Annotated in this window: 23 protein-coding genes; 10 read left to right on the plus strand and 13 right to left on the minus strand. The window is 44.6% G+C overall.

The features are described 5' to 3' along the window. Positions 1-427 precede the first annotated feature (427 nt). Positions 428-1,225: a hypothetical protein gene (locus GZK95_RS08055; protein WP_075716508.1), complete on the plus strand. Its 798-nt coding sequence runs from the start codon at positions 428-430 to the stop codon at positions 1,223-1,225. Between the two features lie 131 nt (positions 1,226-1,356). Here GZK95_RS08055 and GZK95_RS08060 read toward each other — a convergent pair whose 3' ends face one another. Continuing rightward, entirely contained in the window at positions 1,357-1,689 is a 333-nt protein-coding gene (locus tag GZK95_RS08060) for a YnfA family protein (RefSeq protein ID WP_075716507.1), read from the minus strand. 297 nt (positions 1,690-1,986) lie between these two features. On the opposite strand from GZK95_RS08060, the gene GZK95_RS08065 reads away from it, so the two are divergent. After that, positions 1,987-2,682 (plus strand): VC0807 family protein, encoded by a 696-nt coding sequence (locus GZK95_RS08065; RefSeq protein WP_075716506.1) that lies wholly within the window; start codon positions 1,987-1,989, stop codon positions 2,680-2,682. 20 nt (positions 2,683-2,702) lie between these two features. Here the strand turns inward: GZK95_RS08065 and GZK95_RS08070 are convergent, their stop codons facing one another. Further along, positions 2,703-3,566 carry a helix-turn-helix domain-containing protein gene (locus GZK95_RS08070; protein WP_075716505.1) on the minus strand — a complete coding sequence of 288 codons (864 nt, stop codon included), beginning with the start codon at positions 3,564-3,566 and terminating at the stop codon, positions 2,703-2,705. A gap of 149 nt (positions 3,567-3,715) precedes the next feature. Between GZK95_RS08070 and GZK95_RS08075 the strand changes: the two genes are divergently transcribed. Then, the gene (locus GZK95_RS08075) at positions 3,716-3,877 is read left to right on the plus strand and encodes a hypothetical protein (RefSeq protein WP_161987205.1); all 162 of its coding nucleotides are present in this window, start codon (positions 3,716-3,718) and stop codon (positions 3,875-3,877) included. Between the two features lie 65 nt (positions 3,878-3,942). Here GZK95_RS08075 and GZK95_RS08080 read toward each other — a convergent pair whose 3' ends face one another. From GZK95_RS08080 to rsuA, 3 genes are all read right to left on the minus strand, one after another. Beyond that, positions 3,943-4,608 (minus strand): DUF2913 family protein, encoded by a 666-nt coding sequence (locus tag GZK95_RS08080; protein ID WP_075716504.1) that lies wholly within the window; start codon positions 4,606-4,608, stop codon positions 3,943-3,945. Further along, entirely contained in the window at positions 4,608-5,813 is a 1,206-nt protein-coding gene (locus GZK95_RS08085) for a Bcr/CflA family multidrug efflux MFS transporter (protein WP_075707567.1), read from the minus strand. The genes GZK95_RS08080 and GZK95_RS08085 overlap by 1 nt, the downstream gene beginning before the upstream one ends. Before the next feature lie 284 nt (positions 5,814-6,097). After that, positions 6,098-6,799, minus strand: a complete 702-nt coding sequence (gene rsuA / locus GZK95_RS08090) for a 16S rRNA pseudouridine(516) synthase RsuA (protein ID WP_075716509.1) — start codon at positions 6,797-6,799, stop codon at positions 6,098-6,100. 130 nt (positions 6,800-6,929) lie between these two features. Between rsuA and GZK95_RS08095 the strand changes: the two genes are divergently transcribed. The 4 genes from GZK95_RS08095 (at position 6,930) to GZK95_RS08110 (ending at position 11,253) form a co-directional block, all read left to right on the plus strand. After that, positions 6,930-8,672, plus strand: a complete 1,743-nt coding sequence (locus GZK95_RS08095; RefSeq protein ID WP_075716503.1) for a DEAD/DEAH box helicase — start codon at positions 6,930-6,932, stop codon at positions 8,670-8,672. Positions 8,673-8,857: 185 nt separating this feature from the next. Next, positions 8,858-9,259 (plus strand): PepSY domain-containing protein, encoded by a 402-nt coding sequence (locus GZK95_RS08100; RefSeq protein ID WP_075708601.1) that lies wholly within the window; start codon positions 8,858-8,860, stop codon positions 9,257-9,259. A gap of 4 nt (positions 9,260-9,263) precedes the next feature. Next, positions 9,264-9,923, plus strand: coding sequence for a response regulator transcription factor (locus tag GZK95_RS08105; RefSeq protein ID WP_075707571.1), 660 nt, complete (start codon positions 9,264-9,266; stop codon positions 9,921-9,923). Beyond that, entirely contained in the window at positions 9,913-11,253 is a 1,341-nt protein-coding gene (locus GZK95_RS08110; RefSeq protein WP_075716502.1) for an ATP-binding protein, read from the plus strand. Before GZK95_RS08105 ends, GZK95_RS08110 begins: the two co-directional genes overlap by 11 nt. A 45-nt stretch (positions 11,254-11,298) precedes the next feature. On the opposite strand, the gene GZK95_RS08115 is transcribed toward GZK95_RS08110, so the two are convergent. Then, entirely contained in the window at positions 11,299-12,489 is a 1,191-nt protein-coding gene (locus GZK95_RS08115) for a sugar efflux transporter (protein WP_075716501.1), read from the minus strand. A gap of 232 nt (positions 12,490-12,721) precedes the next feature. On the opposite strand from GZK95_RS08115, the gene GZK95_RS08120 reads away from it, so the two are divergent. Next, a complete protein-coding gene (locus GZK95_RS08120; RefSeq protein ID WP_075707576.1) occupies positions 12,722-13,609 on the plus strand; it encodes an AraC family transcriptional regulator in 888 nt (295 codons plus the stop codon). A gap of 37 nt (positions 13,610-13,646) precedes the next feature. Here GZK95_RS08120 and GZK95_RS08125 read toward each other — a convergent pair whose 3' ends face one another. Next, positions 13,647-14,921 (minus strand): LssY C-terminal domain-containing protein, encoded by a 1,275-nt coding sequence (locus tag GZK95_RS08125; RefSeq protein ID WP_075716500.1) that lies wholly within the window; start codon positions 14,919-14,921, stop codon positions 13,647-13,649. A 17-nt stretch (positions 14,922-14,938) separates the two neighbouring features. Further along, the gene (locus GZK95_RS08130; protein WP_075707580.1) at positions 14,939-15,667 is read right to left on the minus strand and encodes a glycosyltransferase family 2 protein; all 729 of its coding nucleotides are present in this window, start codon (positions 15,665-15,667) and stop codon (positions 14,939-14,941) included. 372 nt (positions 15,668-16,039) lie between these two features. Here GZK95_RS08130 and rplY point away from each other — a divergent pair, with 372 nt between their 5' ends. After that, positions 16,040-16,318, plus strand: coding sequence for a 50S ribosomal protein L25 (gene rplY, locus GZK95_RS08135; protein ID WP_075707582.1), 279 nt, complete (start codon positions 16,040-16,042; stop codon positions 16,316-16,318). A gap of 179 nt (positions 16,319-16,497) precedes the next feature. Here rplY and GZK95_RS08140 read toward each other — a convergent pair whose 3' ends face one another. Together GZK95_RS08140 and GZK95_RS08145 are read right to left on the minus strand one after the other, a co-directional pair. Further along, positions 16,498-16,866 carry a PilZ domain-containing protein gene (locus GZK95_RS08140; RefSeq protein WP_075707584.1) on the minus strand — a complete coding sequence of 123 codons (369 nt, stop codon included), beginning with the start codon at positions 16,864-16,866 and terminating at the stop codon, positions 16,498-16,500. A gap of 200 nt (positions 16,867-17,066) precedes the next feature. Continuing rightward, positions 17,067-17,291: a hypothetical protein gene (locus GZK95_RS08145; protein WP_075707586.1), complete on the minus strand. Its 225-nt coding sequence runs from the start codon at positions 17,289-17,291 to the stop codon at positions 17,067-17,069. Positions 17,292-17,842: 551 nt separating this feature from the next. Between GZK95_RS08145 and GZK95_RS08150 the strand changes: the two genes are divergently transcribed. After that, positions 17,843-19,636 (plus strand): putative bifunctional diguanylate cyclase/phosphodiesterase, encoded by a 1,794-nt coding sequence (locus tag GZK95_RS08150; protein WP_075715623.1) that lies wholly within the window; start codon positions 17,843-17,845, stop codon positions 19,634-19,636. A gap of 2 nt (positions 19,637-19,638) precedes the next feature. Here the strand turns inward: GZK95_RS08150 and GZK95_RS08155 are convergent, their stop codons facing one another. The 3 genes from GZK95_RS08155 to GZK95_RS08165 form a co-directional block, all read right to left on the minus strand. Next, complete coding sequence (locus tag GZK95_RS08155) at positions 19,639-21,180, minus strand: cryptochrome/photolyase family protein (RefSeq protein ID WP_075715622.1); 1,542 nt, start codon at positions 21,178-21,180, stop codon at positions 19,639-19,641. A gap of 3 nt (positions 21,181-21,183) precedes the next feature. Further along, positions 21,184-22,503 (minus strand): DASH family cryptochrome, encoded by a 1,320-nt coding sequence (locus GZK95_RS08160; RefSeq protein ID WP_318630702.1) that lies wholly within the window; start codon positions 22,501-22,503, stop codon positions 21,184-21,186. 419 nt (positions 22,504-22,922) lie between these two features. After that, positions 22,923-23,399 (minus strand): Dps family protein, encoded by a 477-nt coding sequence (locus tag GZK95_RS08165; protein ID WP_075707592.1) that lies wholly within the window; start codon positions 23,397-23,399, stop codon positions 22,923-22,925. Between the last annotated feature and the right edge of the window lie 176 nt (positions 23,400-23,575).

Here is a 23,575-nt window from a genome sequence, read left to right on the forward strand (position 1 = left end):
CAATAAGCAAATCAGAATAGCTAAAATGAGCGCTAGTGCGCTGTTTGGTCATCTGTTGTGAAGCGCAAATGCTGCCGAACTCTCAATATCACAAATTGAGCAGACTATTATTCCCTTTCTGCACGTAGGCATCGCTTTCCCTTTCATTTAAATCACAAATGACACCCAAAACTTAAATTTAATATCACAAACAAACCTAAGCAGTTATTTTAATTAATCATAATTGATTTTTTGTTTTGATTTGAAATGAATTCATAGATAGCATTGCAACTATAGAATCACATATGACACAAAAGTTGTTGCGGAACACTTTTTTGAAACATTTAAATCAACAATGATATTTCAACAACTCAAGTGGTTAAGAACTTATTTCCTGTTCACAAAGGCTGGGTCACCTAGCCGCCAATTTACTAATAGGTAATTCATAATGAAAAAACTCGCATTAGCACTTGCAGTGGCTGCTATCGCCTCACCAGTAATCGCATCAGACAATGCGCCTGACCCAAGCGATCTAACCCAAGTAAACTCGTTTGCATTTGGTACTGTCGATAACGACGGTTCGCTAAAGGGAATGGTTGGTCTTGCTGGTCAATACTCTGAAGGTAACGTGTTTATGGGGCTGGTTGAGCACAGTTCAGCAACCAAAAGTAATGAGTTTGAAAAAAAGGATCAAAACTCGCGCCTACGCTACTTCCAAGTGCTTGACACTGGTCTTGCAGGCATGCCGCAAGCGGGTTTTTCGGTTGATTACATGAAAGGCTGGGAGAAATCAAACGGCTTAGGTACAGACATTGTTGCTCTTGGCGCAATTGCAAAAGTGAAAACACCTTGGGAGAACCTATCTATTTTCCCAAACGTGGCTTACGTTAAGGGTAAAGCACAAGGCGAGCATGAGGTTGGCAAAAAGAAAATCGACCTATCAGGTTACCAAGTTAACCTATTTGGTTCGCTATCGGTCGGTGATGCAGGTGAATATGTGGTGTTACAACCGCAGTTTATGCACCTAGACGGCACACCTAAAGACAGCGCAGTAAAAGACAACAAATTGTCGGCTAATGTCTTCAAAGTAAAAACTGGCTACGGTCAACCTATCTCAGCAGACGGCAAATGGTGGGTGGAAGCCTCGCACACTTACACACGCACTGATATGGATGTAAAACACTCTGCACTGGATTACAAAGACAACGACCATAAATTTGAGTTTGGCGTGTCGTACTACTTCTAACTAGAAGCGAAATAGTGCTAACGGGGTTCGTATAGAGTAACGCATCACTGTTGGCTATTACCTTTTAGCATACACTCGAGCTCAACTCTGTTTGCAGAGTTTGAGCTCTTCATCTATCTACGCGAAACGAGTTAAGCTCCGCGAGGCGCAAACATAATAATAGCCATACCTAACATCGCCACCGAAACACCTAAGATGTCCCAACCGGTAGGACGAATACCATCAACTGCCCACAACCAAATTATTGCAACAAATATATAAACGCCCCCATAAGCGGCGTAAACTCTACCAGCAGCCGTAGGGTGAAGGGATAGTAACCAAGCAAAAAGTGCCAAGAAAAAAGCAGCCGGCAATAACAGCCATACTGATTTATCTTCTCTCAACCAGAGATAAGGTAAGTAACACCCCAAAATTTCTGCCAGCGCAGTGACCAAAAATAATCCTATTGTCTTTAATTCTAGCAAATTGAATCCCTTGCGTATTATTCAATCTTTTCAATCAGGTAGAATACAATGTTAGCCAAACGATGTAACCTTGCGTTTGTCTAGCCACTGTTTTCGGTGCCCAAAGGAGCGAGACTACCCACTAAAATTATCACGCCCCAAAGCCCCAATTTGGGTACAGAACAAGCGAACAACTACATATATCGTTACATAACTCGAGACATTTGTTCTTTACATCTATACTCAAGTGGCTTCAAGATGCAGGATTCAGAGCATTGCCACTGACTCAAGTACAAACAAGTAAACCAGTAGAATATTATGAGCCACACCGATACGAAAAAATCCAATCCACTTTTCGAGATCCTGTTTAACGTCTTTATCCCCTCATTTATTTTGATGAAGTTTAGTGGTGATGAGCATTTAGGCACTGCATTAGCCCTTGTTGTCGCATTAGCGTTCCCCATTGCTTATGGCGGTATGGATTTAATCCGCAACAAAAAATTCAACTTTATCGCAGCGTTAGGTTTTGTCAGTGTATTGCTAACAGGCGGGATAGGTTTGCTTGAGTTAGACACGCGCTGGCTAGCACTTAAAGAAGCGTTAATTCCGGGATTAATAGGCTTAGCCGTTTTAGCCTCTACGTTTACCCGTTACCCTTTTATGCAGAAAGTGATTCTCAACGACACAGTATTAAACCTCACATTGATCACCGAACGACTCAAGATTCATGGTAAACAAGAGCAGTTTGAACGCTGTTTAATGTCATCCAACTATCTCTTTGCCAGCACCTTTGCCTTCTCTTCTGCGATGAACTACTTCCTCGCAACTTGGATTGTGACTAGCCCAGCAGGTACCACAGCATTCAATGAAGAATTGGGCAAACTGACCTTATACAGTTACCCGATTATCGCAATCCCTAGTATGTTGATGATGCTAGGTATCTTCTATTACTTATGGCGCCAAATTCGTGCAATGACAGCGCTTGAAACGGAGCAGATTTTCCATACGAAATAACTGTTCTCTGTTACGCCTCGCTAACGTTGTCTTGTCATCGATTGACGATATGCGCGAGGCGTAGTCAACTTGTACCGCTTAAACTGGCGGTTAAAGTTGGCTTGATTATCGTAACCCACTCTCTCAATGATCAAACCCACCGGCAAATCTGTATTAGCAAGCAAATCACACGCAACATTAATGCGAATCTTCTGCAAACGCTGGCTAAAACTCTCTTTGAAATGCTGGGCAAATATCCGTCGAACACTACTTTCACTTAAATAAAGGTAGTCGGCGAGTGTCTGAGTTGAAATCGCTTGATCAAACTGGCTGAGTAAATATTGATCTATTTTCTCAAGATGAGCATTTCTGTTACTTTCGCTTATCGGTTGAGCGGAATACGGGTTCATTAAGCGAACCGCATTGCTGTCCTCCAACATGAGTGCAAACACCGCCATTAAACGCGCCAGTTGCAAGGGTGGCGAACAATCACAAACCCCATCAAGCAAGTTAACGACTTTTTCAGCCGTCTGGTGCGAAAACTGCACGCCTCGACTGGCATCTTCAAGCAACACTCGTAACGGCTTAAGTTCCTCACAATGTTCAATCATTGTCTCGATCCATCGCTTGCGGAACCAAATCACATGGGTTTCACATCGTTTCTCTGATATAGACGGGTTGGAATAAATGGCATGAGGCAACCCTGTACCAATCAACACCATATGGTTATGAGTGACGTCCGTCAGGCAATTACCGACAAAACAGCTACCTGAAAAATGGCGATGAATGGCGATCTCATACTCTTCATGTCGATGCCAACCATAACTCTTACTCGACTCAACAATTTTTCTGTAGCGCCATGAAGCCCCGACTCGTTGTGGAACTCTTTCTAACTTTCCCTTCATAACACATCCATTTGGTACTGATATACCCCCAATTTGCTCATTATATGCAAATTCCAATCGAATAGTATTGATTGTTGATAGCCATTAATTACTTAGGGAACCGATGCGTCGTTAGAATAACTCTATCATCACAACACGGGATTAACGTTATGTTCAAACTAGTCAATCAACTTAAAGCCGCGGTTCATCGCACCCGAAGAGAATGGGCCAAAGAAGCCGTTTATGGCTACCGAATCCATGCTAACAAGTTGTGGAAATACTACGGTTACACGTCAAAACAAGAGATGCAGCGAGACTTGCAATGCCATTGAGTTGGGAAGCTGAAGGATGTCTAAATATGACAAAAGCTTCCCTAAGGAAGCTTTTGTTTAGATGGCTATTTTGCGACTTGATAGCTGATCGGGATTTCAGCTAGTTGAGAGCCTTGGTTCTCAGGGTAGATCAAATATTCGCCATGGTATTTCACGTTAGATTTATAGTCAGTCACTTTATGTACCATAAACCCAGCTTTAGTCGCCGCTTCAACAAACATTGCGTGATTGCCACGAACAAACCAACTCATTGGCTTCACTAATTTTTCACCATCAAAGCAATTCTCACACTGTTCAGTGCACAGTGCCAGCGAGTTTGGTCCTTCAGTAAAAATCTGAACCTTACCCACACCCACCAGCTCTTCCGAAGTAGTCACTTCCCAGTCTTGTTGCTCCATCCCATCAAGAAACGCATCAATTTCACTATCTTTAATCACTCTCGCAGCTTGATCAGCTGGAAAGAAATCTCGATAGAACGCCGCAATTCGCTCAAAGGTAAACATCAAGTTCGAGTCATTACCTTTAGTACGCCCTGCTTTTTGCCATCGGGTCAGGTCATCAACGACACAACGATGAAAACGTTGGCCTTTCAGCGCCTTTGTTACCCAGCGAATCATAAAATTGTTGTTCGCTACTGGCGCATTCGCCAATCTCTTCGCTTGATGTTCAGCGTGAATCTCTGCTAACGCAGTATTAACCAGCCTTTGAATTTCAACTGTATATTGAGCCATTAAGCCTTTCTTCCGTATAACCAATAAAACGCGGCAGACAAAACAGAGCATGCCGTCATGACTAAAATCATCGGCCAAGCAACGCCATTTGGCAATGCGGCAACGATGGCGCCGATGATAGAGCCAATACCAAAACGCAGCGTACCCGCCAATGAAGAAGCGGTACCAGCCATCGTTGGGTAACCACTTAGCAGTAGAGCCATTGCGTTACTGCCGATGGTCGACAATGTACCGATGTACAACACCACAAATAAAACGATACCCCACAGCCCAAAATCTAGAGACCATGCGGTAAATAGACCGATACCGGCAGCCAGTTGCACCCATAAGCCAAAACGCAACATGGCATGCGAGCCCACCTTCTTCACCATACGACCGTTAATACTCGTCATGATGATCATCGCGATAATGTTCAAGCCAAACAGATAGCCAAAGTGATCGGGGCGCACACCATAAATATCGATATAAACAAATGAACCCGCGGTCAAGAAAGCAAACATCCCTGCGAATGAGAATGCCCCTGAAAGTACGAGCCCCATCCCTACTGGATTACGACATAACCGCATGTAGTTTCGCAAGGTCGTTGCCAAACGGAGTGGTTGTCGCTTCTCTTCGGTTAAGGTTTCTGGGATTTTCCATAACACGAGTAAAATGACGATCGCCGCAAAGATAGCCAACACCCAAAAAATTGAACGCCAGCCAAACCATATTGCCAAGTAACCGCCAATCATCGGCGCAATCAGTGGTGCAATGGTAATGACCAAAGTAACAAAAGACATCGCACGGGCAAAATCTTCACGGTCAAACATGTCACGAACAACCGCTTGAATAATAACAGCCGCCGCTGCACCAGCAAAACCCTGCGCAGTACGCACCCAAGTCAGTGCATCAATCCCTGTGGTGGTCGCACTGACGACAGCAGCTAAGCCAAAAAACAGCACACCCAGTAACAGCACTGGTCTGCGACCAAAACTGTCTGCTAGCGGGCCATGGATCAACTGACCCAATGCAAAACCGGCGGTGTACGCAGTTAAAGTAAACTGCACGTCACCCGCACCTACCCCTAAATCGCGTGCAATCGTTGGCATCGCGGGTAGATACATATCAATCGCTAATGGCGTTAATGCGCCAATCGCCCCCAAGACAAGGAATAAAAGAAAACTAATTTGTGGGGCACTGGCATGTTGTGTTGCAGTGTTAGACATACGTCTCCTAGTTTGTGCATTTAGGCTGCCACACTCCTTGCGGCATCCGTGCATAATTGAGACAAAACTCTTCCATGATGTAACAACCCAAGCCCTTTATTATTATCAATTTTCATGATGCTTTCGCTGCTCACAAAAGCACCAATTATACTTGTCAATGAATTTGCATGGGTATTCGCCTATCCTCGACGAAAATCACAAAAATTGCTAGCAAATTAAGCACTACAACGCGCTTTTCTCGCGATATTTTTGGGTCATTAAGGGCGCTATCTCCGCAATGACGCTTATGACCACACAGAATCCACTTCTTCTTGTGTGAGATAGCGATATTCGCCAGGCTCTAGTGCATCATCCAATACAATATTGCCAATTCGTTCACGATGAAGCTGGTCCACTTTGTTGCCGAGGGCAGCGAACATACGCTTAACTTGATGGTACTTACCTTCCGTTATCGTCAACAGAAGTTCGTTGTTCGACGCATCGACAATTTCCATGCTCGCCGGCAACGTGGCTTCTTTTTCATTACGCAGTTCAATACCTTGTGCCAGTTTCTCGGCGTAGTCATCGCCGATCGCATCAGCAAGCCAAACGCGGTATGTTTTTGCGCATTTATGTTTTGGTGAGGTAATTCGGTGCGACCATTGACCATCATCCGTGATCAGAACTAAACCTGTGGTATCCACATCTAGACGACCAGCAAAATGCAAATCTTCCATCTTCACTTCATCAAGCAACACAAATGCAGTGTGGTTAAAACCGTCTTCATGTGAGCAAACGAAACCATCTGGCTTGTACAACATGATGTAACGTGGGCCTTGTTTTTGAATTTCACGCCCCTGCCATTCAACGACACATGTCTCTGTCACTTTAATTGCGCCACTTTTAACAACTTCATCGTTGACGGTGACATCACCGCTTTTGATGATTTTCGTCGCTTCTTTGCGCGTTGCTCCGAGCGCGTCACAAAGAAACTTATCTAAACGCACTTTTGCTGACTGTTTGTTTGCTGACGCTTGGTTTGATTGCGCTTTATTTGATTGCATGGATACCTCAACTTAGTTTGCTGCGCTATTATAGAGTGCCTAAAACAAATAGTTGAGCTATTTCACAGAATTTATGTACACCCTGCGTCCTTATCAAGCAGATTCCGTCAAAGCGGTAATCCACTACTTTCGAAAACACACCACACCCGCGGTGATTGTCTTACCCACCGGCGCTGGAAAAAGCTTAGTGATCGCAGAGCTGGCGAGGCTAGCGCGAGGGCGTGTATTGGTGCTTGCCCACGTAAAAGAGCTCGTCGAGCAGAATCATGCAAAATATGAAGGGTATGGATTAACTGGCGCAATTTTCTCTGCGGGGTTGGGACGTAAAGAGACTGACCAACAAGTCGTCTTTGCTTCCGTACAATCGGTGGTAAGAAATCTCGACGCCTTTAAAGATCAATTTTCACTACTGGTCATTGATGAGTGCCACCGAGTACCAGAAGATGAAAACTCCAGTTATCAGAAGGTCATTTCTCATTTGCGTGAGCTTAATCCAGGGATGAAAGTACTTGGACTCACTGCGACCCCTTATCGATTGGGAATTGGTTGGCTATATCAGTATCACACTCGCGGGCAAGTTCGCAGTGAAGAGGCGCGTTTTTTCCGTGACTGCATCTTTGAGTTACCCATTCGCTACTTGCTTGATGAAGGCTTTTTAACCCCTGCGAAAATGATGGATGCGCCCGTTCTCAGCTATGACTTTTCTCAACTCAAACCCGCCAGTACAGGTCGCTATAAAGAGTCTGAATTGGATATGGTGATTGATCAAGCCAAACGCGCGACACCACAAATTGTTCAGCAGATCATCCAAATGGCAAACAACAAAAAGGGCATTATGGTGTTTGCTGCGACCGTGCGCCACGCTCAAGAGATCTATACCTTGTTGCCCGAAGGACAGGCTGCGATTGTGATCGGTGATACCCCAACACCAGAGCGCGACGCTATTATCCAGCAGTTTAAAGACCAGAAAATTAAATACTTGGTCAATGTCTCTGTATTGACTACCGGCTTTGACGCCCCTCATGTCGATCTCATTGCGATTCTGCGCCCAACAGAGTCTATTAGCCTATATCAGCAAATTGTTGGACGCGGTTTACGCTTATCTCCGGGTAAAGAAGAGTGCTTAGTGCTGGACTATGCTGGCAATAGCTACGATCTTTATCAGCCTGAAGTGGGCAATCCCAAACCTGATTCGGACAGCGAAATCATCACTATCCCCTGCCCCGCTTGCGGTTTTAACAACAATTTTTGGGGAAAGCTCGACAGCAATGGCTTTCTGCTTGAGCATTTTGGTCGCCGCTGTCAGGGCTATTTTGAAGACGATGAAACTGGTGAACGTGAACACTGTGGCTATCGTTTTCGTGCCAAATACTGTGGCGAATGTGGTGCAGACAACGATATTGCCGCGCGAATTTGTCATGAGTGCGATGCGACTCTTGTCGACCCAGACAAGAAGCTTAAAGAGGCATTAAATCTAAAAGATGCATTGGTATTTGAATGCGTAGATATGGTGTTATCGACCTTTAAAGATGAAAAAGGCAAAAACCAGCTCAAAGTGACCTATCACGGTGACAACCAAGCTGCGGTTCATGAGTTTTGGCCGTTAACAACCGCTAAGCAAAAAGAACGTTTTTATGCGCAGTTTGTTCGCCCGCATCTCGCCGATAAACATCGTCCTTTTGCTGAGTCATCACCTTCTAAAGTGGTTGCTCATCAACACCGTTTTCGCCCACCTCAGTTTGTGATTGCACGGAAAGTGGGACGTTTTTGGAAAATGCGCGACAAAATCTTTGACGATGAGTTAAGCCAAATGTAATGAGAGCGGCAAAAAGACAACATCGACATCAAAGTTTAGCGAATTCACTTTGTGTTCATGTTGAACGCTTTATAATTTACCTAAAGCTTCAAGCCAATTTGAGTTTTAATCAATATCAGGTAGCGCAGACGTCAAGTTGTGCGGTACTTAGTAACGAATCAGAAAAATCGAGCGAAGGTAACGCTATGTTTAAAAAGCTGTTTATCAGCCTAGTAGCATTTGTTGGTTGTGGCATACTCGCTTTCCCAAGTTATGCTCACCAACATGATAATGGTCATGAACTTGTTCGTGATGTAGAAAAGCCCGGTACCAAAGTAGAATTTGAAGAAGACCAAGACGAAGTCTACGAAGCGGTACAGAAAGGTTACATTCGACCATTCTCAGAAATGTATGCGGCTGTAGAGCGAGATCTTCATGGACGAATCATCAAAGTCGAGCTAGAAGAAGACGACGACCTGTGGGTTTATGAGCTAAAAATTAACTACAACAACAATATCATCAAAGTTGAGTACAACGCGGAGACATTAGAAATGATTGAAATCCGCGGTCGCAACATAAAGAAAGCACTCAAAAATACAGAAGACTAAAACAATGAAAATACTGGTAGTGGAAGATGAGCCTCGTTTAGGCGAGCAAATTATTGAAGCGTTGGAGCAGACTGGTTGGGTTCCAGAACTGTCTCAAGATGGCATCGACGCACTCTATCGCGCCACATCTGAAGAGTGGGACGTGATTGTGCTCGATCTCGGTTTACCTAAACTGGATGGCTTAACGGTGCTCAAGGGTATTCGTGATGAAAACATCAACACACCCGTTGTGATCCTAAGCGCCCGCGACACCTTAACGCAACGCGTTGAAGGGTTAAACGCTGGTGCCGATGATTACCTTACCAAACCTTTCGAAATGGTTGAATTAACAGCACGTATTCGCGCACAGTTACGCAGAGCGTCAGGTAATGCGTCGCCCGTTATGCAAGTCGGAAACTTAAGCTTGGATACCCGCACGTCAAAAGTGATGTGGCAAGGTGAAGCGGTCAGTTTAACCGCACTTGAGTACAAAGTGGTTGCCTATTTCATGCACAACGCTGACAAAGTGATCTCTCGCACCGAACTGGTCGAACATATTTATAAACAAGACTTTGATCGTGACTCAAACACTATCGAAGTTTTCATCGGTCGTATTCGCAAAAAAATTGCGCCAAACATTATCAAAACAGTACGCGGGTTGGGATACCAATTGAATGCTGAGTAAAACGCTCTCTCTACTAAGACAACTCAGCTTGAAAAGCCGCCTAGTTCTGGCGGCTATCGTTTGGTTGACGGCAATGATTATAGCCGCAGGTGTTATGGTTCCCAGTCAGGTGTACCAATACATGGTCGCCGATACCAAGTCGCAACTCTCAATCTACATGGATGAGATCACGGGCAACTTAGAAGTCGATAAAAACGGCCAACTTACCCTCTCAACTCAGCTATCAGATCCGCGCTTTTCACAGCCGTACAGCGGTTTGTATTGGTCCGCATCGACGGCTGACAGTCAAATTCGCTCACGCTCTTTGTGGGATCGAACCATCGACTTTAACAAGAAAAAGAAGGAAGCGATGGGAGCGAAACAAGAACCACTAATTTATATCGAAAGTTCGCTGTACTTCCCTGAATATAACAAGCCAATCTCGATTCTAGTCGGCATTGACGAGCAACCCATTGAAGATACCGTCGCAGCATTGATGGGAGAACTATGGATTATTCTTGCCCTGCTCTATTTTGGCGTGCTTGCGGTTATCTTAATTCAAATTGCCTGGTCTCTGAGTCCATTAACCAAAATGCACCGCGAGCTAAGTCAACTTCGTCAAGGAGAACGCACTGCTCTGGGTGATGATTATCCACGAGACATCGCTCCGGTGGTATTAGACCTAAACGCGTTACTGTTTCACTATCAGGAACTGCTCGAGCGTGCTCGCCACCACGCGGGCAATTTGTCACACGCATTAAAAACGCCACTTTCCGTGTTAAAGAATGAAATTCAACACCTTCCACCAGAAAGCCAACAGCAACTACGTGAGCCCGTTGATCAAATTCAAGGCCAAATCGATTACCACTTAGGCCGCGCTCGTATGGCAGGTTCGATGAATATCCTCTCCGTGAAAGCTTCACCTGCCGAACGTATTGATGCGATTTCAATGGCATTTGATAAAGTTTACGCCGAGCGTGAAGTGACGCTAATCAACGAGATTGATTCCGAACTCGAAGTTTCTGTCGAACAGACCGATCTTGATGAGATGGTAGGTAACCTATTGGAAAATGGTTATAAGTGGGCGAATAGTATCATTCGTGTTTATACCGAAACCATCGACGACAACAACGTGAATATCATTATTGAAGATGATGGCCCCGGCATTCCAGAAGACCAGTTGGAACATGCTATCAAACGCGGCGTCCGATTAGACGAAACAACCCCAGGAACAGGACTGGGCTTAAATATCGTCAATGAAATGGCTCACAGTTACCGCGGGGCTTTAAGTTTACAACGCAGCTCTATGGGTGGGCTAAAAGCGACCCTGACCATGAAAGTTTCCCACTAATTACCCAGCAAAAAGCTCGCCGTCAGGCGAGCTACATACATAAACCTACCCTACTGGTTGAGTCAGTGCGCGCTTGTGAGCATTGTTTTCCTGATAAACAAAGTACTGCAGCACAAGCAAAGAACTGACCGCTAAACCAAGCGAAACGTAGAACGCGGCACGGTAGTTATACATCTCGCCAACCACCCCAATCGATAAACTAGAGATAAGCATCGAGACTTGGAGCAGATTCGAAAAAAGTGTCGATGCCGTTCCTAAACGGTCTTTCATCATATCTTGCATCGCAACCATACCAAGTGTCGCTGTGATACCGATAAATATGCCATTCAATATTTGGATAGAAAGCAATTGCCAAAACTCAGTAACAGTGAGCATTGCGATAAAAAACAAGCAACCACACACCAGCGATAACGCTAAAAGTTTCATAATGCCATAACGTGCCGCAAGTCGACCCGCTTTAAGCATAAAAGGGATTTCACATAGCGCCGCCATACCAAACATATAGCCTACCCAACTCGCATCCACTTTTAGCTCTTGCGACAGATAGATAGGCATAGTGATCACGTATAAGTTGTTGGCACTAAACATAAAAATAAGTGCAACACTAAACAAAACCACGGTTGCACCGACCACGCCTTGTGTCGGCGGTTCTTCTTTGTCTTGCTTTTTTATCACGCTACTTGGCAAGTATAGGACTGCCAACACGAGCGTTATAAACGTGGCTCCCGCAGCAGCCAGAAACGATGCACTAAAACCAAACGAACTTTTAAGGACAAACGCAATTGGCGGGCCCACTACCCATGCTATTGCAATCCCTGCTCGCATCACTGACAAAAAGGTGGTGCTGTCTTCAATATTCTCATCAGCATACTCTCGCCCTAAGGCAAATAACTGACCAAAGGTAGCGCCACTTAAGCTACCAAAGATCATCGAAAAACCCACCGCCAAGTAGTAATTGCGAATAAAACTAAAGCCTATCACCGTCACCAAATAGCAAAACAGTGAGAACAAGAGAATACTTTTACGATTCCAGCCTCGATCTGACTTCACGGCAACAAGTTGGGAAACAGCCACTGAAGAGACAATCGATAAGATCATGTAAGTACTCAACATCATAGGACTTGCGCCCAATGCCTCTATGATAAATAGGCTGGAAAGTGGATAGAAAAATGAGCCACTGATACCGCCAAAGAAAGTCATGACTAAAAAGACCAAAGCTTCTTTTGTCTTGAACATAATTATCTCCTTAACATGCCAGAGCATCGGTAAGTCTTTACCTTGATATATGCTCAGCACATCAACGTGTTCAAATAGAATAAGTTAACCCATTTAGTCTAATAATATTTCCAACTAAACCATTAATGCCTTGCCCTCATATAGTGATACTTTCCCGTCAAGTGGCATTCATTTTTTGACTGAATAAGATAAAAGATTTAACTTAGATTTTTCTGTTTTGCACGGAGGCGGCATGAAACCCACCATAGAGAATGTACTCAGCGAAAACAATTTTCATTGGAAAGTAAAAGAGTACTACTGCGATGCCAAAAAAGAGCAGTTCACCTGCCCTTGGCACTATCACTCAGAGTACGAGTTAGTGCTCTATAGGCATAACGAAGGGGCGTTCAGAGGGTGTTACTTTGCTGGTGACAGCATAGGAGAAATACAACACAACAGTTTGCTGCTTTATGGACCAGGGTTACCTCATATGCTCACGGGTAGGCTTGATAGCGATAAAGAGCACAATGTTTATTCACTGATTTTTTGGTTTCGACATCAATGGCTTGAGTCATTAATTGAACGACTGCCTGAGCTACGGAACCTGCGTCGTTTAGCCAAGCATTCAGCGTATGGCTTGTCATTCAGCGAAGAAACTGCAGAAACGGTCTATCAATTGCTGAACAATATTGAGCAGTACGAACCCCACCACCAGCTGATACGCGTGCTACAAGCATTAAGCGCCTTAGCGGATGATGCTCAATCGCAGAGACTCTCTCTGAGTGCCTATGGCCTATATGATGTCGATTTGAATGATGAATCAACACGTCGAGTTGAACTCGCCCGCCAATTTGTCGAACAGAATTTTGCCAAACCGATAAAAATTGACGATTTATGCCAAGCACTTCACATCAGTGAGAGCTCCGCTTACCGCTTGTTTGAAAGGCACTTTCTTGAAAGTTTCTCCGAGCACCTTAAGCGCTTTCGTATCGGTAAAGCATGCGAGATGCTGGTCAACACGCAAGACGCCGTTGCATTGATTGCTGAGCAATCTGGCTTTAACAATCTTTCCAACTTTAATCGTCAATTTAAAGTGGTCAAGGGGATGACCCCTTCTGATTTTCGCGCGCAGTTCAACTGAGTCACGCCCTTGAAAGGCGCGACACGTCTAGCAATGATTACATCACCACTTGAGGGCGAATAACCAAGATGCGCCCATCCGTGTAATACTCATGGTCTTCATCAAGTACTATCGGCTGAGTCAATGCCGCCAACTCAACTTTATGAGTTTGCAATCTATCGCTTACTTGCTGAGCAAGTTTATCGCGTTCCTGATCCACGTTCGGATCCACACTATGCAGCACAGTGACAATTCCAGAGTAAGGCGTGACTTGTAAGCCGTCATCATAGCTCAGTGCGCCCAACCAAATCGGTTGCTGAGATTCCATCTCAACCCCAGCTTGCCACCATCGAATATGGCTGCGACGCATCAAATCGCCCGGTAACTGAAACGCCATTTCTTGCGGCTGGCTGTTCCAGAACAAATCCGACACTGGTGGTGTATTGTCTTTGAGTAGTTGGAAATAATCCGCAAGCTCAATATCGTTACGAGAAAATGTCTGGTTTTCAATCCAGCCAAGTTGACTCATCAAGTTTCTCGGATTCTCGCCAATTAATATCACGTTCATTGCTTGCGCATCGAACACGTTAGAAACGCCTGGATACACCTTGTAATCCAATAAACTCGGTTCAACGGTTGTCAGCGCTGTTTGCTGGCCGTTAGGAGATTGCAAAAAATCATCAGAGTAAAAGAAAAAGTGACTATAGTTCGCCCAAACCATCAAACCAAACAACAACGCTGTGAATTTGGTGAACAACAGGCGCCAACGCAATTTACGACCGATATAGAGAAATATCAGGCTTACGCTAATCGCTAACAGCGTATATTGGTGCTCCACTAACGCCGATTTGATTTGATTTAGCAACGGAAATTGCTCGATACCATAGGCCAATAAGTAGCCCCACATAACAAACTGCCCGACGCCAAGTATTAATCCAACCGAGGAGAAGAGAGAAAAACGCCCCCATGCCACCTTGTTGCTACCTGCGATAAACGGCACCACCCATGCAACTGGCCCAAGCAAACGCGCAAACGCGAGCACGTAGTTGCCTTTTTTGTACATTAGATGGCGACAACGCGCGATTGGACGACGTGTTTTGGGTTGCCACGCGACTAACTTTTTCTGTGCTGGTGTACCGATATATCGCCCTATCCAATAACTTGCGTGATCCCCTATCAATCCACCAAGTAACACGGCCAAAACACCTGTCCATATACCTTGGTGAAGCTGATAGCCTGCGGCAAGCAAGAACGGCTCCCCCGGCACAAAGAGATTGGGGCCAATAAGGGCATCAAGCAGTGCCCCTATAAACAAACTCATCCCATCTAACATAACTCGACTCTAACTGATTATTGCTCTTTGTAGTGACCGAACTTGTATTCCATTTCGTTGTTACGCATTTCGCCAAAGAAAAAACGACGGACATTCGCTTTTAAATAAGTCATACCCATTTTAAATACGCCATCTTGGTCTAGGCGGCGAGGGTCAAAACCAAACGTCAGGTTCAGAAAGCGGAAACGCCATCTACGGCTCGCTCGTTTAACATAGTCACAATCTTCACAAAGCTTAATATCGAGATCAAAACCACCAATCTCATTGTGAGCGCGTTTGGTCGAGAAAATACAAGCGCCTACCGCTGTTGGGAACGTGTACTGAGTGACAAACAAGCCAAAGTTAAACAACCCATAACCAAACTTGTGTACCAACGGTAAGTTTTTCGCGCCCATATATACACCTGCCACTTCAAGTTGCTTATCTTCAAGTTGGCTGATTGCGTTCGCTAAAAACTGACTCTCTAAGCGAACATCCGCATCAAGAAATAGAATGCGTTCATATTGCGCCATTGCCGCACCAGTGTTACGCCCCAAACTAACGCCGCGAGTTTCCATTTTATGGATGCTCAATTTTGGTAGTGCCCCTTGATAAGCCGCAGCAACTTGACGTGTGTTGTCGTCACTATTGGAGTCAACCACAATCACCTCAAATTCTTGATGCGTCTGCTTGGCTAGGTCGTTAAGTAGTCGGCCGATACGTTTTTCTTCATTCAATGTGATAATTACAATGCTAACTGGTCCCATCTTTATTTTCCTCTTGGTGATGGCGGATTATGGGACTAGCTTATCCTTGCTTAACTTAACCAATCGTGAGTTATTCGTTCAGTTCCGGTTCATATTTACAATCATCTCTATGATGTTGATTATTCTCTACACAGCGAGATTATTGAGCAGTAATAAAGCCGTTTTGATGAGAAATTGTGCGGTTTAAAGTTTCTTCCAGCCGATCGCCTATAAACTCAACAAGCACAAGGGAAAAGTATTGCTCTTCAAGGGATAGAGTGATAGTATCCGCGCTCGCTGTTGAAGTAACTACCAATTACCCATCAGCGTTTTAGCACGATATAAGGTCGCATTATGTCGTGAATTCAATACTTATTTTACGAGAGTAATACTATGAAATTTGAAGCAGTAGTACGTACTGAACTAGGTAAAGGTGCGAGCCGCCGCCTACGTCACGCTGGTAAATTCCCTGCTATCGTTTACGGTGGTTCTGAAGCTCCAGTATCAATCGTTCTTAACCACAACGACATCGTTAACCAAATGGACAAGCCTGAGTTCTACGAAGGTATCATCCTAGTTATCGACGGTGCTGAAGTGAAAGTTAAGCCACAAGACGTTCAACGTCACGCTTTCAAGCCAAAAGTTGAGCACATGGACTTCATCCGTATCTAATTCCTTTACCTAGGAATTAATCGGATATAATCCAAGCCTTTTGCATATAAGATTATCGGCCTTACCATCCGAGATATCTAAAAAATTCGAAACCCCAGAGACTTACCACCTCTGGGGTTTCACCGTTTTTGACGCTAATAAAAAAACACCCTGATGAAATCAAGGTGAATGAAGAGTAGTTACTGGCTCAATGCCACAGCTTGGCTACGTAAGCGAGCAAAGAAATCTGGGTACTTATTGCGTACATGACGTTGTTGCTCAACCATATCCTTAAATGATGGTCCTTGATCGAGTTGCAAAATCACTTCGTTGTCATCAAAGCGCAATACCTTACCTTTCACCGGAATTTGATAATCGATACTCAAGTTGAGCGTGCCCGTTAAAGTCAGTCCGCGGTACAAACTGGCGAAGTTGTTCATCACAATCCGAATTCCCTTTTCAGAAATTTCACTCACGTGGAACAGTTGATCATCAATGCGCACAACCGGCCTACCCCGACGCGGGTATTTTAATCTGTAGTACCGACGTTTCTGCACAAACTCATCCATGGAAATTTCCTAACACTAGCCAATTTATTCTATAGCGAATTTTATTATAACTATCCGCTATTGAAAGCCAAAGTTTATAAACAAATGGCATCTATATGCTGACCGTCACATTCAACAAAAATATATACGCTTCTGAACACGTTAGAAAACAAAAGCCCCAGCACTGGCTAGGGCGGTTGAACAATGAGATGAACACTGCGTTAGTGTTCTCGACCTGAAGGGTTAGAGCCAAACTCTACTTGCTGATAGATGTCAGCTAACTTTTTCGGTTTCTTACTGGCCGCCTTGTGACCCGCTTTCACTGCAGACGTATATGACTGCTGCTGTAGCGCTTTTTGGTGTGCCTGCGCAGACTTAATGTACTCTGGATTCGCCATTGCTTGTTGGCGTGCACGATTTACGCGTTCAAGTGTTTCCCACAACATACTCCACCTCCATACACTGTTTGTATATACAGCATAGTTATTCGCAAAGTAATGTCAAGATAATACTGTTTATAAATACAGTAAAATAAAAATATCTGCATCAAGCGCCATTAAATCAACGACATCATAATGGTGGTTTTATTCGTCACGCAGCAACGAACTAGAACAAAAGCATGAACCCCAACAGATGCTCTTGACGCGTTACTCTTTGCCACCATCTTGACTCCTACCCTTTCGCTGATAAAAGGATCGAACTGCATGTATTCGACAACCTGGTATAAAACCAATAGATCAACACGAGTATTAGTGAGTCATACTACTTCAGGGCATTTTCACTAGTTAAGATTCTGGGAAAATAGTAACAACAAGCGTAAGCATGGATTTTAAAGCAGTGTGTCCCAATTATTTCTAGCGACTGTGAATTTGCTCGAAGAACCTTTTCGCGGAGATAGTTTCTTTATTTCGCCGTGGTAGTGTTTTCTATCAGTTGTTACGCTAATTCGAAAGTCGTAATAGGTGTCGCAAGGAGCATTAGATGCCAGGAAAGCAAAATGATTAACAGAGAATCTACGCTAAATAAGTTAGTAAACTCTGGCGTGTTGATCAAAGTTGCTTACATAGCAGCGGTGATGCTGATCAGTTCCACCCTCATCTTGCAGCATGAGTTGGTGGGAACTTCTTATATTCTTTTTCCAGTGGGTATGCTGATTGCACTATTCACCCAGAACCTGCAACGAAGAAAACTCTTCGCCTTGCTTTCGTTTCTGCACATATTAATTGGTGGCGTTATTGAGCCACTGGAAGTCGAAGCAATAGAGAAATCCTTTTTACTGCTGCCGCTTTGCTATCTTATTCTATTCCCCAGCACCATCTGGCCTATCGTGGTGGCAGTCTTACTTATATCGCACTACTTCTTTTCCGTGCCAAGCGAAGGGCTTATCGAAATGGCTGATGACTCGGTCAAACTGATGTTGATCACCATCTTCGCGACCAGTATGACCTACTATAAGATCAAATCTGACAAGCAACTTGCCAAATACCGTCACGATAGCCTAAGCGATGTTTTAACTCACCTACCCAACCGACGCGCTTTCTACCAATTTATCGAACAAGCCGATTGCAACAAAGGCAATCTTGATCATGTACTGCTCAAAATAGACATTGATAATTTCAAAGACGTTAACGATTCATTTGGTCCTCAACAGGCAGACAAACTGCTTAAGTTTATCGCGACACGGTTAAAACAAGTGGTGACCAACAAAGCGGAACTATTTCGCATGGAGGGCGATGAATTTATTATTGTCGTGCGGGAGAAGGCCAATATAGAGCAGCAAGTGAGTGGTATCGTCCGCGAGATTTCTCGCCCTGAACGCTTCCATTTCGAACTTGACCGAGGCTTTTATCAGGTCACCTTCTCAGTGGGCATTTCCTCACTGAAAAAAGCCACCAACAACAGAGATATTTGGCTGAAAAACGTCGATGTCGCGACGGTAAAAGCGAAATCAACCGGAAAAAACCGTGTGCGTTGGTACGATGAATCACTATTAGATGAAACCATTCGAGCGCATCAAATTGAAGTGGAACTTGAACAAGCGATTCGCCTCAACCAGTTTGTTTTGCATTATCAACCAAAAGTCTCAATGCGAGACCAAAATGTAAAAGGCGCCGAAGCCTTGATCCGCTGGGAACACCCAGAACTGGGGATGATCAGTCCAATTGAATTTATCTCCATCGCGGAAAAAACCAAGCAAATCATCATGATTGGACGCTGGGTGATCAAAGAAGCTTGCGAGCAAGCCAAACGTTGGCATGATGCCGGAATGCATGTTCAAGTCTCCGTTAACGTTTCTACGGTTCAATTTGCCCATGATGACCTGCTGACTTACATTCGCCACATTTTGCGACGGACGAATCTGCCCGCTAACTTGCTGCAGATTGAAATCACCGAAACCACATTAATGAAAGATACCGAACGAGTAACCAAGATTTGCCGTCGTTTACAAGATGAAGGTGTGACCATAGCGGTTGATGACTTTGGCATTGCCTACTCATCTCTCAACTACCTAAAACACTTGCCAATAGATGTACTCAAAATTGACAAGTCATTCGTTGATGATTGTGTTATCGAACACCACGATCATATGTTGGTTCGAACCATCGTTCAACTCGGTCACAATATGGGGAAATGGGTCATCGCTGAAGGCGTTGAATACGAGAGCCAGCGCCAACTGCTTTGCCAAGAAGGTTGTGACGATTACCAAGGCTATCTATTTTCAAAGCCAATTACTGCTCAAGAATTCAGCGAACGTTTCGTCAAACAACCTGAACTGGAGTTACAAGCCTAGCGCTAAAGGCGTTCAAGGTTGGTGAGGTGTTCTTCCGCTTTTAATAGCACTTGCTGTTGCGCGGCTTCATCCATGGCATCCCATGAACGATAGATCATACCAATCCGCGGATTGTTGCCGATTCGTTGACGATGACGATGCATAAAGCGCCAGTAAAGGCTATTGAGTGGACAGGCGTTGGACTCAAGTTTTTGCTTTACATCGTAGTGGCAAGACTTGCAATAATCACTCATGCGATTGACATAAGCTCCGCTCGCCGCATATGGCTTAGTCCCAACGATACCTCCGTCTGCAAACAGTGCCATGCCTCGTGTGTTGGGCATCTCTACCCACTCAATCGCATCGACATAAATTCCCAGATACCAAGCATCCACCTCGCTTGGGTCAATCTCGGTAAGTAGGCAGAAGTTGCCGGTAATCATCAATCGTTGAATATGGTGAGCATAGGCATACATCAACGATTGGTCGACCGCTTGTTTGATGCAGTTCATCCTAGTATCGCCATGCCAAAAATAACTGGGCAGTGCGCGCTCTCCACCCAACGCATTGAGTTCGCTGTATTTGGGCATATTTGTCCAGTAAACCCCTCGAACGTACTCACGCCAGCCTAGAATCTGTCGAACAAAGCCCTCGACCTGCGCAATATCAATTGCTTCATTGCTTTGATAGGCGGCAACTGCAGTTTCAATCACTTCAAGAGGATGAAGTAACTTAGCATTGAGAGAGAAGGATAAACGGCTGTGGTACAAGCTCCAAGCGAAGTCATGTTGATCCGTCATCGCGTCTTGAAACCAACCAAAACGCGGTAGGCACTGCTGGCAAAAATAAGCGAGTAAATTCAGGCTTTGACTGCGAGTCACAGGCCATAAAAGTTGTTCATCAAGCTGCCCCAATGTCTCTACCTCATGACGCTCCAAACGTTGTTTTATCTCGGTGACATCATTAGCAAACACCAAGGGCGCGGGCAATTGCTCGAGGTCTTTCGCTTTAAGCGCTTTGCGATTACGTGCATCAAAATTCCATTTCCCGCCTGCTGGTTTCCCCTCCTCCATCAACACATCGAAACGCTTACGCATGACACGATAAAAACGTTCCATCAGAAGATGTTTCCCCGCAGAAAAATGATCGCCTATCTCTTCAAACGGCAGTAAAAAATGCTCGCTATCCACACATCGGCTCGAACATTGCCATGAGTACTTCATCAATTGCTGCCATAAACGGTACTCATCAGGTCGCTGAAACTCGATGAGATTAGCTTGATAGTGCTCGATAAAATGCGCAAGTAACTGCGGCAAGTCTGCAAACTCAGCACTTTGATCTAACGTCAGGTACTCGACTTGATGCCCGTGTCCCCGAAGATGTTGAGCAAAGTGCGCCATGGCACTAAAGAAGGCGGCGACCTTTTGGCCATGATGCTTTACATATCCCGTCTCTTGCTTGAGCTCGGCGATAACATAAAGCACATGGGGATCGACCACCGAAAACCATGAATGTTGATGATTGAGTTGGTCACCAAGTACCAGTCGGATTGTCTCAATTTTCATTGTTTATGCTCTTATAGGCCAATCGACCATATCCACTGAATCTGTGTTAATTTTACCTCTATTTCCGCCCCATCGCTGGACGAATTCTCCTTGAGGGTCATATATTTGCATTTGTTTTGCTTGATCAAAACGTCGCGGAGTCTTACTCGCACCGACACCCGCAATATATTGCCAATTCCCCCAATTAGAGCCGACATCGTAATCAATAAGCTGGCTTTCAAAATACGCCGCCCCATAACGCCAATCTATCCCGAGTTCATGCACAAGACAGCTGGCGACAAGCTGCCGACCTCGGTTTGACATATAACCAGTCTCACGCAACTGATTCATACACGCATTGACTAAAGGATAGACGGTATTGCCATTTACCCACTGTTTAAAGCGTTGCGGGTAAAAAGTCGTTAACGGCGCTTTACCCAAAATACCCGCGAAGTGAAACAGCTGTTTACCATATTTGGCGGCATACCACTGGAAGTACTCTCTCCACAACAATTCGAAGTAGATCCAGTAGGTGGAATCATTGCTGCCATTGCGTTGTTCGTACTGACGAAGCATGCCGATAATCTGCTTGGGTGAGATGCATCCAACGGCTAACCAAGGGGAAAACTTGGTCGAAAATTCCATACCATCTAGCTCATTACGCGTCTGCTTATAATGACTGGCAAATGAGCTCGCGAAATAACAAGATACATGCGCTAAGGCGAAACGCTCACCACCAACAAACTGATCATGGCTGCTCACAGAAAGGCTCGGTACCTCGACGGTGGACAGTGAGTGAGAACATGGAGGAGGTAACGCCAACTCTGCATCTACCGGTAAATCTATCGCTAATTTTTCAACCTGTTTGCGAAACTTTGAAAATGAAGCGGGTAAATCCTCTAGGTGGAAAGGTAACTGCTGCCGGCATAGCAAAGTGCGCTGCTCTCGCTGTACGATTTCAACCAGAGGAAAATAGCACTGCAAATGCTCAACCACTAACTGCTCATCATAGCTAGCGAAGTCGTCGCAATAAATGTGCGTGACATCGTCACTTTTAATCAGCGTCACTAACGCAGTAAAAGGATGCTCATCGGTGACAACGAGGTGTTGTCCACATTGGTGGAGAATCTCATCTAGCTCGGCGATGGATTGATGCAAAAAACGTTGCCGGCTTTCACCAAATCTTGTTTCTAAAGAGAAATGTTGCAGATATTCAGAGAAGCGAGGCATACAGTACAAACATATCAACTGATCAACTTCTTGAGCTGCTCGTTTAAGCAATTGATTGTCTTCGACACGCAAATCGTTTGTAAACCAAAATACACCCACTTTTTTTCGCAACATATCCATGCCTTTGTATTTGTTCGAATATATACTCAAGTGACTTCACGATGCAGGATTCAGAGCCCTGTCACTGGTTCGAGTTCAAAGAAAACTGCGACGTGAAATAGCCATCTATTTTCAAGTAGTTTGACGTAGAAATCGGTCCAGTGACTGGCTCCCGAAGGGCGAGTTCACTTGGTTCGTATGCATCGTTAACGATTTTTGGTTTAGAACCACTAGACCTTCAACTCGTTGCCTTGCCTACAAACCAAGTCATTCTCGCTGAACCAAGCATCTTGAGGTTACTTGAGTATATTAGTTACGTAGTTTACTGCTATTGGTTCATTTGATTGGGTGTTTTGGCACTTAATAAGGACAAAAAGAGATGAGAGTGACTGACGGGACTAGATAGAAAAAAGGGAGCTTTCGCCCCCTATCGATTACTGTAGATAAGCATTTAGCATCCACATTAACTTTTCTTGTTCGCGGATGTAATCACCCATCAATGCTGCCGTACCTTCGTCTTCCGCATCACCCGCTTGAGCAAGAATCTCGCGCTGTTTCTTGATCAGTAAACTAAAGCCATTGACTAATCCTTGGACACACTCTTGACCTTGCGTCACATTCACATGCTCTTTGATATCACTCATTTCAAGATAGCGACTAAAGCTATGATCCGGTGTATGACCTAGAGTCAGAATACGCTCTGCGATTTCATCCACTTTCGTTTGTAGGTCGGTGTAGATTTCTTCAAATTTAACGTGCAATTCAAAGAACTGTTGACCTTTGATGTTCCAGTGGTAACCACGAGTATTCATGTATTGAAGTTGGTAATGGGCTAACAGTTGGTTTAGTTGCTCTGCCAATTGAGCTGATTTTTCGCTGTTTAGACCAATTAAAGAAATTTGATTAGACATATGGATTCTCCTAACTCGATATCGACAGTCGGTGCTTACCGTACTGTGCCGTTTCTATGGAGTTAGAATATCCCTTAGTTGGCTGTGGGTAAAAACGCTTAAGTCTATACTAACAATCGGTAAAAACGATTATACCCAGACACACAGAAGTGCTGGGCATAATCGTCGGTTCTGGC

The sequence above is a fragment of the Vibrio panuliri genome (assembly GCF_009938205.1).
Classification (GTDB): Bacteria; Pseudomonadota; Gammaproteobacteria; order Enterobacterales; family Vibrionaceae; genus Vibrio; species Vibrio panuliri.

Coding starts and splice junctions, on each gene's coding strand:
- GZK95_RS08055 (WP_075716508.1), top strand. CDS start 428: ATGAAAAAACTCGCATTAGCACTTGCAGTGGCTGCTATCGCCTCACCA.
- GZK95_RS08065 (WP_075716506.1), top strand. CDS start 1,987: ATGAGCCACACCGATACGAAAAAATCCAATCCACTTTTCGAGATCCTG.
- GZK95_RS08070 (WP_075716505.1), bottom strand. CDS start 3,566: ATGAAGGGAAAGTTAGAAAGAGTTCCACAACGAGTCGGGGCTTCATGG.
- GZK95_RS08075 (WP_161987205.1), top strand. CDS start 3,716: ATGTTCAAACTAGTCAATCAACTTAAAGCCGCGGTTCATCGCACCCGA.
- GZK95_RS08080 (WP_075716504.1), bottom strand. CDS start 4,608: ATGGCTCAATATACAGTTGAAATTCAAAGGCTGGTTAATACTGCGTTA.
- GZK95_RS08085 (WP_075707567.1), bottom strand. CDS start 5,813: ATGTCTAACACTGCAACACAACATGCCAGTGCCCCACAAATTAGTTTT.
- GZK95_RS08095 (WP_075716503.1), top strand. CDS start 6,930: ATGTACACCCTGCGTCCTTATCAAGCAGATTCCGTCAAAGCGGTAATC.
- GZK95_RS08100 (WP_075708601.1), top strand. CDS start 8,858: ATGTTTAAAAAGCTGTTTATCAGCCTAGTAGCATTTGTTGGTTGTGGC.
- GZK95_RS08105 (WP_075707571.1), top strand. CDS start 9,264: ATGAAAATACTGGTAGTGGAAGATGAGCCTCGTTTAGGCGAGCAAATT.
- GZK95_RS08110 (WP_075716502.1), top strand. CDS start 9,913: ATGCTGAGTAAAACGCTCTCTCTACTAAGACAACTCAGCTTGAAAAGC.
- GZK95_RS08115 (WP_075716501.1), bottom strand. CDS start 12,489: ATGTTCAAGACAAAAGAAGCTTTGGTCTTTTTAGTCATGACTTTCTTT.
- GZK95_RS08120 (WP_075707576.1), top strand. CDS start 12,722: ATGAAACCCACCATAGAGAATGTACTCAGCGAAAACAATTTTCATTGG.
- GZK95_RS08125 (WP_075716500.1), bottom strand. CDS start 14,921: ATGTTAGATGGGATGAGTTTGTTTATAGGGGCACTGCTTGATGCCCTT.
- GZK95_RS08130 (WP_075707580.1), bottom strand. CDS start 15,667: ATGGGACCAGTTAGCATTGTAATTATCACATTGAATGAAGAAAAACGT.
- rplY (WP_075707582.1), top strand. CDS start 16,040: ATGAAATTTGAAGCAGTAGTACGTACTGAACTAGGTAAAGGTGCGAGC.
- GZK95_RS08140 (WP_075707584.1), bottom strand. CDS start 16,866: ATGGATGAGTTTGTGCAGAAACGTCGGTACTACAGATTAAAATACCCG.
- GZK95_RS08145 (WP_075707586.1), bottom strand. CDS start 17,291: ATGTTGTGGGAAACACTTGAACGCGTAAATCGTGCACGCCAACAAGCA.
- GZK95_RS08150 (WP_075715623.1), top strand. CDS start 17,843: ATGATTAACAGAGAATCTACGCTAAATAAGTTAGTAAACTCTGGCGTG.
- GZK95_RS08155 (WP_075715622.1), bottom strand. CDS start 21,180: ATGAAAATTGAGACAATCCGACTGGTACTTGGTGACCAACTCAATCAT.
- GZK95_RS08160 (WP_318630702.1), bottom strand. CDS start 22,503: ATGTTGCGAAAAAAAGTGGGTGTATTTTGGTTTACAAACGATTTGCGT.
- GZK95_RS08165 (WP_075707592.1), bottom strand. CDS start 23,399: ATGTCTAATCAAATTTCTTTAATTGGTCTAAACAGCGAAAAATCAGCT.